Raw genomic sequence first — 11,040 nt, forward strand, 5'->3', positions numbered from 1 at the left:
GCCCGCGCTATTTCAGCATGTGGCGTTTCATCCGGTACAGGGCAAATGTCACCAGCAGCAGCACCAGCGGCACCGCGATCGCCATGGCCACGTCGTGCGAAACGATCGTCACCACGCCCAGCACATGGCCGATCAGCGCGACCAGGTAATAGCTGATGGCCACCACCGACAGGCCTTCGACGGTCTGTTGCAGGCGCAATTGCAGATCGGTGCGGCGATCCATCGATGACAACAGATCGCGGTTCTGCCGCGCCAGCGCGATATCGATGCGTGTGCGCAACAAGTCGCTGGTCCACGCCGCGCGGCGCGACAGATCGTCAAGCCGGGCCGAAAAGCTGTCGCAGGTGCGCACCGCCGGGATCAGGCGGCGCTCGGTGAAATCGTCGAGCGACTGGTATCCGCGCACCCCGCCGATGTGCAGGCTGACCAGCCGGTCTTCGCTCAATTGGGCGTAGGCGCGCGTCGCGCTCATGCGATAGCGCGTTTCGGCCACCAGCCGCGCCAGTTCGGCCGACAGAAAGCTCAATTCGTCGAGCAGCAGATCATCTTGTGACGACCGTTCGGACACGCCATGGGTCAGTTCGGCCAGCCGCGCCTGCAACTGGCTGACAGAGGGGGTCAGTTGCTGCGCCAGCGGCAGGCCGAGCAGGGCCATGTTGCGGTAATTGCCCAGTTCCTGCAGGCGCATGAACAGTTGCCCGGGCTCGTCGTGCTGCAACCCGCGATCGTGGATCAGCAGGCGGCCGTAGCCATCGGCGTTGAGCCGGAAATCCGATGCAATCCGCGCCAGCCCATCCGCCACATCGCACACCACGGTCGATTCGGCGGCAAACCAGCGCGGCAGATCGAGCGCCGTCGGTTCCCATTCCGCCCCGGCGACGAGCGCAATCTGGGTCGACCGGATGATCTCACCCGGCATCCCGGCATAGAGCCTGTCGCGCACCGGATCGAAATCGGCCGGGTTGAACGGTTCGGCGCTGATGCCGGGGCGCAGCAGGGTGTATGTCGCGAATTCGGTATGGCGTTCCCACACCAGCGTCACCCCGTCGATCGACAGCACGGCATATTTGGCCGACAGCGGCACGATCACCGTGGCCAGCCGTTTCAGCGCCTCGACATGCGCGCGCGTGTCGTCGGTGTTCGCCTCGCCCAGCACGGTGACGACCTGCATCATGCGGCAGGGTGCGGCCATGCGCGGCATGCGGCGCACATGCATTTCCGCCGACAAGGCGCCGCGCAGCGGATGATCGCGGATCGTCATACGCGGCCCGATCCGGGGTCATGCCCCGCCTCGCCCATGGCGGCGGCGGGGCGCATGGTCACTTCATGGCCGGTTGTGCAGCGGTTGCATTCATCGCCAGTGGCACCGGCGATGCGGGAGCCACCGGCGTCGCTGCGGCGGAGGCCGCGCCGGGTTTGACAAAGGCGGGGATCGGCCCCCACAGCGCCGGGGCCTGTGCCAGCATGCTGACCCCGCCCAGCGGCTTGTTCTGCCCCTGGTGGCAGGTCATGCAGTTGACTTTGTAGGGGTCGCCCAGCGGGCCCTTGCGGTCGTGGTTGTCGGGGAACACCGATTTCAGCGAGCTGATATAGGTGTTGTTGATATCGCGGACCATGCGGATGCCATACCAGGCGGTCGCACGCTGCGGCCGGCTGAGGTTCCATACGCCAAAGGCCTGCGTGTTGTGGCAGAACGTGCAGTTGACCCCCAACGCCTTGCTCATGTGCATCATCAGGCCATAGGTCTTTTCGGCGGTCTGCACCGAGGCCCCGGTGCCATCGTATTTGGGCAATGCGGTCGTGCCATAGACGCGGATATTGTTCGATCCGTACAGATAGTCGGCAAACCCGGTGGTCGGCAGATCGGAATAGGCCGCGTCCGGGCTCAGTTCGTTCTGGTCATGGCGATTGCCCAGGATCGATCCCGGATGCGGGGCCCCGGTGGGCAGGGCCCACTTGTAGGCGGGAACGCCATTGCCGCGATGGCAGGTATAGCAGGTCACGCCCACTTTCTGGACATGGGGCGACCAGGTCGAATTGATCGCCTGGGTCATCTGCAACATCCGTCGCGCGACGACTTTGGTGTATTTTTCGTCCGAGGCCATGTTCTCTGGGTTGTGGCAATAGGCGCAGCCCTGTTCGGGCGGGGCGATCCACTGGCTGATCTCGGCCATCAGATGGTTGAACCGTTCGGTGCTCAGCCCGCTCAGCACTTTGACATTCTGATAGGTCTCGCCCGCCTTGGGCCCGCCATCGGGTGGCAGCGGATAGGGCGCATCGGGGATCGCGGCGGTCTTGATCATGTGCCGCACATCGACGATCTGGTCGAGTCCCGCGCCGCGATAGCCGTTCTGCGTGGTCTGCTTGGGGCCAGGTTCGCACCCGCCCAGCATCATGATGCCGAGGCCGCCGACCGCCATCAGGGCGGTCCTGGTAAGATCGATGCGGTTCATTTCGGTGCTCCCGGCAAAGTTGCGGGATCGATCACGCCCGTGCCCGGATAACCCGGCGCGTAGTGGTGCATGACGGCCCACAGATACCAGTTGTCGACGACGGTGCCGGTTAGCAGGATGCCGATGCCGCCGGTCAGCGGGGTCAGCACGGCAAACCACCATGCCCAGCGGTGGATCGATTCCATCGTGGCGTTGAACCCCATCGTCCAGCGCCAGAACAGCGCCGCGCGTTCGGAGGCGGTGCCGCGATCGGTGATCTGTTCGATTTCGCGTTCGCCGCCATAGCGGCCCACCGCCAGGATCGTCGCGCCGTGCATCGCAAACAGCAGCGTCGAGCCATAGAGGAACGCGATCGACAGGCAGTGGAACGGATTATAGAACAAGTTGCCGTACCGGATCGAAAACGCCGCCGTCCAGTCGAGGTGCGGAAAGATGCCGAACGGCACTGCTTCGGCCCAACTGCCCATCAGCATCGGGCGGATGAAACCCAGCGTCAGGATCAGGAAGATGCCCGCCGCAAAGGCCCAGGCGACATGCGTGCCCATGCCCAGCGACCGCGCCCGGCGATAAGTGCGCAGGAACCACAGCAACAGCGACGTTGTCATGCAGAACCCGGCGATCAGCCACCAGCCGCCTTTGTCGAGCGGAACGAACATCGAAAATCCGTATTCGGGCCCCGGCGGTTCCAGCGCAAGCCAGGGCAACTGGCGCACGAACTGGATCGGGTTCCAGTTCACGCTGGCCCACATGTTGAGCCCGATGATCTCGAACGAAAGAAAGGCGAACATCAGCGATGCCATGCCCAGCGTGCCGAGATAGACCGGCCCGATCTGGGCATTGCCGAATTTGCCCATCCAGTAATTGTAGAAACCGGTACCGGTGCGGGTGAAGCTGGCGTCACGCAAGGGAGGGCCGGCTTCTAACGGGCCGCGCACTTGCACCTGGGTGAACATGTTTTGATAGCGTGCCATCGGGAATGCTCCTCCTCAGGACCAGATCGGCAGGTTGAGCCACCAGTTCCACCATTCGGGCCAGCCATGCGTCCACAAGGGGCCGGAAATGATGATGCAGATCGCGCTCCAGAACCCGGCCGACAGCGCCAGGAACAGCCCGAGCCGGTGAATGCCCAGCGTCCCCACCGAATAGCCGATGGTGTCGCGGAAAAAGGCATCTTCGTATTCGGGCGATTTCACCGCTTCGCCCGGCGCCGGATTGACCGACGACAGCACGAGTGCGCCGTGAAAGGCGAGCGCGCCGCCAGTGACGAAGAAAAAGCTCACCGCGATCATGTGGGCGGGATTGTAGTGGAAATGCAGGTACTGATACCCGGTGTTCGACACCCAATCGAGATGGCTGAAAATGCCGTAGGGAAAGCCGAAGCCCCACGCGCCCAGCAGGAACGGCCGGATCACCTCCAGCGAGACATAGGCAAAGATCGCAAAGCCATAGGCAAACGGCACATGATAGCCGATGCCCAGTTTTCGGCAGATCTCGACCTCTCGCAAGGCCCACGAGACAAACGCCCCGATCGCGCAGATGGTGATGATCTGCCAGAACCCGCCTTCGCGCAGCGGCGCCAGGCGCAAACCGTAACTGATATCGGGCGGGGCGATGCTGATCAGCCACGGGTTCCACGTCGGCCCCAGCGAGGCTGCGTAGAAGATCAACGCGGTGCCCAGCGACGCGGTGATCGCGGTCGTCACGCCGAAGAAACCGACAAAGAAAGGGCCGACCCAGAAGTCGAACAGGTCACCGCCGATGAGCGTGCCTCCTCGCACCCGGTATTTTCGCTCGAAGCTCAGCAGCGCCATCGCACGTCTCCGCCTCCCGGCAGGGGCCGGGTCTTTTTGTCATTGGAGTGTTGGCGAGTGACGAAACCGGTATCGGGGCCCGGTCTCGTCAGCTCCCCGTCGCGCGTGTGCGCGACATATCAACGGACCTCGCGCGGATGCGCGACATCGTTGCCGTCAGGTTCCCGCCGGTGAGGCCATCGCCGAAGCGACCGCCTTCTTGTGCGGACCGTCCAGCCAGTTGTAGCGATCGGTGCTGAGCAGGATGAAGTGAATCAGCAATGCCAGCACAAACAGGAATACAAACAGCGCGACCAGCGTGCGACGCGGGTCGAATATCAACCAAATTCTCCACATAACGTGGTTCCTTCTCGTTTACTGCCCAGGTTTCGGTGCCAGACCCTTTTGACCGGGTCTTAGAGCCAGGGGCGCCAGTTCCAGACCAGCACGTGTGCGATAATCGCCACGAGGGTGAAGATCAGAAAGCTGCTGACAAACAGCTTGTGAAATTCCTTGGCTTCTTCGGGGGTCAGGTATGTGCCCGGTCCCAGCTTTTCTGGATCACTCATAGTTGCGTCTCCATTGTTCCCGACGAGGGCAGGAGCGTGTTTGGCGCTCCCCGACGGCATCCACGCGGGCCCAGTGCCTGCGAGGATCTGTGAACCCGCGCTCGGCGGGAAAGGCGAGCCGCGCCTATGGGTCGCGGCTTTCATGAACGGCGAGCGCCAGGCGCTCGGTACTGACAGAGGCTTCGCCCGCCCGGCGCGCGGCGCGCTCGGCGGCATCGCGGATGCGTTTGGCCATCGAAATGCGCACCAGCACCGGTGCCCGTTCGACCATGGCATCGAGTTCGCTCTTGGCCGCGGCGTCCCAGGCCAGTTCGCGCTGCATGCGCGCGGGCGTGGCGTCGGCCTTGTCGAGTTGACCCGCCAGCGGCAGGATGTGGAACAGCGCGTCGAACAGCGCGTTGCACACTTCCTGCACCAGATAGGTCGCACCGGCATAGCCCATGAACGGGGTGCCGGTGTGGCGGCGGATGACCGCGCCGGGAAAGCTGGCGGGGATATAGACCCCGCGCCCGCCCGCCTCGGCCATGTACATCCGTTCGTTGAAGCTGCCGAACAGCACCAGCGGCGGGTTGGTTGCGATCATCGCCTTGACCGCCTGATTGTCGGATTTGCTGCCCGCACAGCGCGATATGGCAAAGGTGCAGGGCAGGCCCATGTCGTCTTCGAGGAAGTGGCGGATGCCGCGCGCATAGGTATCGGTGGCGACAATGCCGAAGCTGGCCGTGCCGAAGAAATCCTGGGTGACCGAACGCCACAGATCCCACAACGGCTTGATCGTGGTGTGCTTTTCCCGCGCGATGAACGGTTCGGGATCGAGCCCGGTCAATTCGCCCAGCGTGCGCAGGAACAGCGTGGTCGAGGTCAGCCCGATCGGCGCCTGCAGATAGGGCCGTTCCAGCGCTTCGCACAGGCCGCGCCCGAATTCGCGATAGAGGCACACGTTGACATGGGCATTGGCCAGCTTGCGCACGTCGGCCAGATGGCTGCCGAGCGGAAAGACCATGTTGATCTCGGCACCGATGCCTTCGACCAGACGGCGGATCTCGGCCAGATCGCTGGGCATGTTGAACGTGCCGTACATCGGCCCGATCAGGTTGACGCGCGGCTTTTCACCCGGCTTTGGCGCGCGCACGGCCGGGGCTTTCTTTGGCCCGAACTGGGTCCACAGCCAGGTCAGCGCGCGGTCGGCGGCCTGCCACTGGTCCTCGTCGATCGTGCGCGGCAGAAACCGCTGGATATTGGTGCCTTCGGGGGTGACGCCGCCGCCGATCATTTCGGCGATCGATCCGGTCACCACCACTGCGGGCAGATCGGGATCGAGCGTTTTCCACGCCCGCTTCATCGCGCCTTCGGTGCCGTCGCGGCCGAGTTCCTGTTCGCCAAGGCCGGTCACAACGATCGGCAATTCATGCGGCGGCAGGCCGTCGGTATAGTGCAGCACCGAAGTGACCGGCAGGTTTTCGCAACCGACCGGGCCGTCGATGATCACCTGCAGGCCCTTGATCGCGGTGAACGCATAGACCGCGCCCCAATATCCGCCGGCCCGGTCGTGATCGAGGATGAGCGTCATGTCACACCCCCACGCTTTCTTCGGCCTTGGCCGCGGCGATGCGTTTGGCGGCAAAGCGCGCCTTGAACTCGGGATGATCGACCGGCATGTCTTCCCACACGCCTGCCGCATGACCGGTGCCGACCCCGTCGAAAAACGCCGTCATGCGGTCGAACCGGTGCCGGTTGGCCAGCGCGGCATTGACCACCATGGCCAGACTGCCCGCGCCGGCCGGGCCCATCAGCGGGCGCGCCGAGATCAGGTTGGTGAAATAGAGCGCGGGGATCGATTTCTGCTTGGCGTGCTGTACCACCGGGGTCGTGCCGATCGCCAGATCGGGCCCGAATTCCTCGACCGCAGCAATGTCCTGTTGCAGGCTGGCGCGAAACTGCACGCGGGCGCCGTGCGCTTCGAGCCATTCGCGATCGGGATCGGACCATACCGTGCGCGGGCAGGCCGTCCCGACATAGGGCACCTCCGCGCCGCTTTCGATCAGCAGTCGCGCCACCAGCAGTTCCGACCCTTCATAGCCGGACACCGTGATCCGGCCCTTGATCGGGCGGGCCGCCAGGGCCCCGGCGATGGCCGGCAGAAAGGTGTTCTTGGCCAGATCGATGGTGTGTTGCGCCACGCCGCAGGCGCGCCCGATGGCATCGAGCCAGGCCGCCGTGCCATGCTGCCCGACCGGCGCGGAACCGACCACGGTGCGCCCGGCGGCTTCGAATTCGCGGACGCTGGCGGTGTAGAACGGGTGGATCGCGCCGACCGCTGCGCAATCGAGCGCCGCATAAAGCTCGCGCCATTCGCGCGTCGGCACCACCGGCCCGGCGGCCAGCCCCAGCGGCGCCAGCAGCACGCCGATACCCGGCGGATCGGCGGGGAACATTTCGCCCAGCAGGGTCACGGTGGGCCGGTCGGGGCGTTCACGCGGCGCGGCCACGGGGCCCTGTTCGGCCTCTTTGCGGGCATAGGACAGCATCGCCCCAGCCAGCACGTCCTTGGCCTCGGCATGGGTCGGCACGCCGAAACCGGGCACATCGATGCCGATCACGCGCACCCCGTTGATCTGGTCGGGCAGCAGTTGCAGCGGCACGCCCGACGCGGTGGGCACGCACAAATTGGTGACGATGATCGTGTCGTAGAGTGCCGGATCGGCCAGATCCTGCACCGCATCGCGGATGTCTTCGAACAGTTTGCCGGTGACCAGCGTTTCTGAGCTGAACGGCACATAGCCGACGCTGCGTCTGGCACCATAGAAGTGCGCGGTGAACGTCAGCCCATAGACACAGCAGGCCGATCCCGACAGCACGCTGGCGGTGCGCCGCATGCGCAAACCCACGCGCAGCGAACCGAATGCGGGGCACATCGATTGCGGTTGATCATGCGGACCTTGCGGATAATCGGCGGCATAGCGCGCCAGAATGTCCGACTTGCCGGCCTGAACGGCGGCGGCGCGCAGCGTGTCGTGCGATCCGCAGGCCCCGTCCGGCGCAAGATCGATGCGATCGCGTTCGCGTGGGGGGGTGATCACATCCACCGGTCAGACCTCGTCATAGACGACTTCGAGGCTGGGCTTCGTCACAAAGGCCCCTCCGCGCATGTCGGCCTGGGTGGCGGGTTTCAGCGAGAAATCGGCGCCCGTCACATCGGCGCTGAACAGGCCGAGCAGTCCATCCTGATCGAGCGGGGCGGGGCGCAGCGGCGGCGCGCTGGCGACATTGAGCGCCAGTTGCTCGAACAGCGAGGCCCATTGCCCGCCGGGCTTGCCGATGATCTGGTAGTTGGCGCTTTTCTTGCGAATATCTTCGTTGGCGGGGATCGCGGTCAGCACCGGGATGCCCACGGCTTGCGCAAAGGCATTGGCTTCGCCGGTGCCGTCGTCCTTGTTCAGGATCATGCCCGCCACGCCAACATTGCCGCCCATCTTGCGGAAATATTCGACCGCCTTGCACACGTTGTTGGCGACGTAGAGCGATTGCAGGTCGTTCGATGCGACCACGATCACTTTCTGGCACATGTCGCGCGCGATCGGCAGGCCGAACCCGCCGCACACCACATCGCCCAGAAAATCGAGCAGGACATAGTCAAAGCCCCATTCGTGGAAGCCCAGTTTTTCCAGCGTTTCAAACCCGTGGATGATCCCACGTCCGCCACAGCCGCGCCCGACCTCGGGGCCGCCCAGTTCCATCGCGAACACGCCGTCGCGTTGAAAACAGACGTCCTCGATGCCGATCTCCTCGCCCGCCAGTTTCTTGCGCGAAGAGGTCTCGATGATCGTCGGGGTCGATTTGCCGCCGAACAGCAGGCTGGTGGTATCCGATTTGGGATCGCACCCGATCAGCAGCACGCGCTTGCCCTGCTGCGCCATCATGTAGCTGAGATTGGCGAGCGCAAACGATTTGCCGCTGCCGCCCTTGCCATAGATCGCGATGATCTGGGTCTGGCTGGTGACCGGCCCGGTGTGGACGGGATCGGGCTCTTCATCCGCTTCATCGCGCAACTGTCCGGGATCGAGCATGCTCATAGTTCACTCCAATCGAGGACCATTTTCAGACAATCGGGATCGTCAAAGGCCTGGGGATAGGCCTGCGCCGCCTGCGCCGCCGGGCGCACATGGCTGATCAGTCCGCCCAGATGCAGCGCGCCGCGCGCGATCAGCGCAGTGGTTGCGGCAATGTCGGCGGGGGTGAATTCGGCGGCGATGCGCAGCCGCGCCTCGCGCATGAACGCGGCGGGAAAGGCGAACGACAGGCGGTCGTAAAACCCCGCCAGCACGATCTCTCCCCCTTTGCCAAGGCGGGGGATCAGCATGTCGAGCACATCGTGGGCGCCGCTGGCGTCGCAGATCGTGCGATAATCGTGGCGCGTGTCGGTTGCCGGATCGATCACCGGATAACCGGCCGCCTCGCGCCGCGCCGGGCTGGTTTCCCACACCACCGGGGCCGGGGCGCCGGTGGCAATCACCTGGCGCGCAAGCAAACGGCCCAGAATGCCATGGCCGACGATCAGATCGGGCGCCGGGCCGCTCGCCACGGCATGATGCGCGGTGGCGGCCAGCGCCAGCAGGATGCCGTCGCGACCCAGCGTCGGTTCGATACGCACCGCACGCGCGGCGGGCACGATCACCGTCCTGGCGGTGCCGCCGAACAGACCGCGTGCATCCTGATAGCAATTGGCGCCCGGCACGAACACGCATTCGCCGATGCGGTCGCGCGCGTCCGGCCCGGCATCGACGATATGGCCCACCGATTCATAGCCGGGGACGAGCGGATAGCCCATGCCGGGAAAATGCGGCATGCGGCCGGTCCACAACAGCTTTTCGGTGCCCGAGGAGATGCCGCTCCAGTCGACTGCCACGCGCACATCGTCGCGGTCCATCGGATTGAGCACAAGCGGCCGCATCGCGATCCGTTCCGGCGCTTCCAGGATGACCGCCAACGCGTTCACATGCACGTCCCCCGAGTCAGGAAGCTCCGGTTGAGCTCCGTTTACGACTGTCACTGTAACTTGACATAAAGCAATGTCAAGAATGGTGGACAGTTGCCTCAACAGGTCGCGACAATAATCCGGGCGGTCAGCGGCATCGCGGTGCGCAGCAACCGCGATTGCGCAAAACCGGCGGTGCGCAGCATGGCGCGAATCGCCTCGGGGCTGCGTGGTCGGCCAGACCCCATCGCCAGCAGATAAAAGCCGAAATAGGCATCGCCCGCAGGCTCTGCCCCAGGGGTCTGCGCCATCGGTTCGGCAATCAGCAGCGTGCCGCGCGGCGGCAAGGCGGCGCGAATATTGCGCAGCAAGGCCAGCGCCGGGCCATCGTCATGATCGTGCAGGACCCGGATCAGCGAGATGATGTCATACCCCTGCGGCAAGCGATCGGCGAGAAAATCGCCGTCCCGGATCTGCACGCGCGAACCCATGCCGGCCAGGTCGAGTCGCGACCGCGCGCGCCTGCCCACGGCGGGCAGATCGTACAGCGTCAGTTCGAGCACGGGCGCCCTGGCGCCGACCGCGGCCAGGAACGCGCCTTCGCCGCCACCCACGTCGAGCAATCGCGTGTGGCGATGAAATGGATAGGCATCAAGCACTTGTGCAGCAATCATGGGCTGCGATGCGGCCATCAGCGCCGAATAGGCAGTCACTGCCGCGGTGTCGCCACTGCCCGGCGATTCGGCATAGCGCCACAAGCCCGACAGTGCGCCGCCACCACCGCCACGGCGCAACAGCGCCACCGGATCGGCCAGATCGGCATAGAGCAAGTGGTGGTGAGCGACCATTTCGACAATGCCGCGATTGCCCAGCAGGGCCGCGCCGTCGCTGCCCAGGGCCCAGCCCTGGCCCAGCGGTTCGACCAGCCGCAGCGCCGCCGCACCGCGCAGCAGGCGCAACGCGCCATCATCGGGCAAGGCGCAGCGGGCGGCGATTGCGGCGGTGTCGAGCGGGCCCTCGGCCAGCACGTCGAGCAGGCGGGTTTCGACACAGGCGGCCAGGATCTGCGAATACGTGAACCCCGCCACCAGATCGAACAGCGCCCGCGCCCGGCGCCGTGCGACCGGGCGGGTCAGCATGCAGCGCGCGGCGAACCGCTGAAAGCCGGGGCTGGCCAGCACGCGATTGCGCCAGGCGATCCAGCGGCCTCGCCAGCCATAGTCCAGACTTGTTTGCATTTGCATGTGTCAATT

Annotated in this window: 11 protein-coding genes; all 11 read right to left on the reverse strand. The window is 65.0% G+C overall.

Features of this window, described 5'->3' with window-relative positions:
* Positions 1-7: 7 nt before the first annotated feature.
* Entirely contained in the window at positions 8-1,261 is a 1,254-nt protein-coding gene (locus AQZ49_RS07145) for a DUF3422 domain-containing protein (protein WP_067614444.1), read from the reverse strand.
* A 58-nt stretch (positions 1,262-1,319) separates the two neighbouring features.
* Positions 1,320-2,453: a photosynthetic reaction center cytochrome PufC gene (gene pufC / locus AQZ49_RS07150; RefSeq protein WP_067614446.1), complete on the reverse strand. Its 1,134-nt coding sequence runs from the start codon at positions 2,451-2,453 to the stop codon at positions 1,320-1,322.
* Positions 2,450-3,424: a photosynthetic reaction center subunit M gene (gene pufM, locus AQZ49_RS07155; RefSeq protein WP_067614448.1), complete on the reverse strand. Its 975-nt coding sequence runs from the start codon at positions 3,422-3,424 to the stop codon at positions 2,450-2,452. Before pufM ends, pufC begins: the two co-directional genes overlap by 4 nt.
* A gap of 15 nt (positions 3,425-3,439) precedes the next feature.
* On the reverse strand, positions 3,440-4,264 hold the full coding sequence (gene pufL, locus AQZ49_RS07160) for a photosynthetic reaction center subunit L (protein ID WP_067614450.1): 825 nt from the start codon (positions 4,262-4,264) through the stop codon (positions 3,440-3,442).
* A gap of 156 nt (positions 4,265-4,420) precedes the next feature.
* Positions 4,421-4,600: a light-harvesting antenna LH1, alpha subunit gene (gene pufA, locus AQZ49_RS07165; protein WP_067614452.1), complete on the reverse strand. Its 180-nt coding sequence runs from the start codon at positions 4,598-4,600 to the stop codon at positions 4,421-4,423.
* Positions 4,601-4,659: 59 nt separating this feature from the next.
* Complete coding sequence (pufB, locus tag AQZ49_RS21745) at positions 4,660-4,812, reverse strand: light-harvesting antenna LH1, beta subunit (protein ID WP_082701626.1); 153 nt, start codon at positions 4,810-4,812, stop codon at positions 4,660-4,662.
* 124 nt (positions 4,813-4,936) lie between these two features.
* Complete coding sequence (bchZ, locus tag AQZ49_RS07170; protein ID WP_067614454.1) at positions 4,937-6,382, reverse strand: chlorophyllide a reductase subunit Z; 1,446 nt, start codon at positions 6,380-6,382, stop codon at positions 4,937-4,939.
* 1 nt (position 6,383) lies between these two features.
* The gene (gene bchY, locus AQZ49_RS07175; protein ID WP_369819102.1) at positions 6,384-7,889 is read right to left on the reverse strand and encodes a chlorophyllide a reductase subunit Y; all 1,506 of its coding nucleotides are present in this window, start codon (positions 7,887-7,889) and stop codon (positions 6,384-6,386) included.
* A gap of 12 nt (positions 7,890-7,901) precedes the next feature.
* A complete protein-coding gene (locus tag AQZ49_RS07180) occupies positions 7,902-8,885 on the reverse strand; it encodes a chlorophyllide a reductase iron protein subunit X (protein ID WP_067614456.1) in 984 nt (327 codons plus the stop codon).
* Positions 8,882-9,808 carry a chlorophyll synthesis pathway protein BchC gene (gene bchC / locus AQZ49_RS07185; RefSeq protein ID WP_156428194.1) on the reverse strand — a complete coding sequence of 309 codons (927 nt, stop codon included), beginning with the start codon at positions 9,806-9,808 and terminating at the stop codon, positions 8,882-8,884. The genes AQZ49_RS07180 and bchC overlap by 4 nt, the downstream gene beginning before the upstream one ends.
* A gap of 98 nt (positions 9,809-9,906) precedes the next feature.
* Positions 9,907-11,025 (reverse strand): methyltransferase, encoded by a 1,119-nt coding sequence (locus AQZ49_RS07190; RefSeq protein WP_067614921.1) that lies wholly within the window; start codon positions 11,023-11,025, stop codon positions 9,907-9,909.
* Between the last annotated feature and the right edge of the window lie 15 nt (positions 11,026-11,040).

The sequence above is a fragment of the Novosphingobium sp. FSW06-99 genome, assembly GCF_001519065.1.
Classification (GTDB): domain Bacteria; phylum Pseudomonadota; class Alphaproteobacteria; order Sphingomonadales; family Sphingomonadaceae; genus Novosphingobium.

Excerpts from the sequence above, each read along its gene's own strand:
- AQZ49_RS07145 (WP_067614444.1), bottom strand. The coding sequence starts at position 1,261 with ATGACGATCCGCGATCATCCGCTGCGCGGCGCCTTGTCGGCGGAAATG.
- pufC (WP_067614446.1), bottom strand. The coding sequence starts at position 2,453 with ATGAACCGCATCGATCTTACCAGGACCGCCCTGATGGCGGTCGGCGGC.
- pufM (WP_067614448.1), bottom strand. The coding sequence starts at position 3,424 with ATGGCACGCTATCAAAACATGTTCACCCAGGTGCAAGTGCGCGGCCCG.
- pufL (WP_067614450.1), bottom strand. The coding sequence starts at position 4,264 with ATGGCGCTGCTGAGCTTCGAGCGAAAATACCGGGTGCGAGGAGGCACG.
- pufA (WP_067614452.1), bottom strand. The coding sequence starts at position 4,600 with ATGTGGAGAATTTGGTTGATATTCGACCCGCGTCGCACGCTGGTCGCG.
- pufB (WP_082701626.1), bottom strand. The coding sequence starts at position 4,812 with ATGAGTGATCCAGAAAAGCTGGGACCGGGCACATACCTGACCCCCGAA.
- bchZ (WP_067614454.1), bottom strand. The coding sequence starts at position 6,382 with ATGACGCTCATCCTCGATCACGACCGGGCCGGCGGATATTGGGGCGCG.
- AQZ49_RS07180 (WP_067614456.1), bottom strand. The coding sequence starts at position 8,885 with ATGAGCATGCTCGATCCCGGACAGTTGCGCGATGAAGCGGATGAAGAG.
- AQZ49_RS07190 (WP_067614921.1), bottom strand. The coding sequence starts at position 11,025 with ATGCAAACAAGTCTGGACTATGGCTGGCGAGGCCGCTGGATCGCCTGG.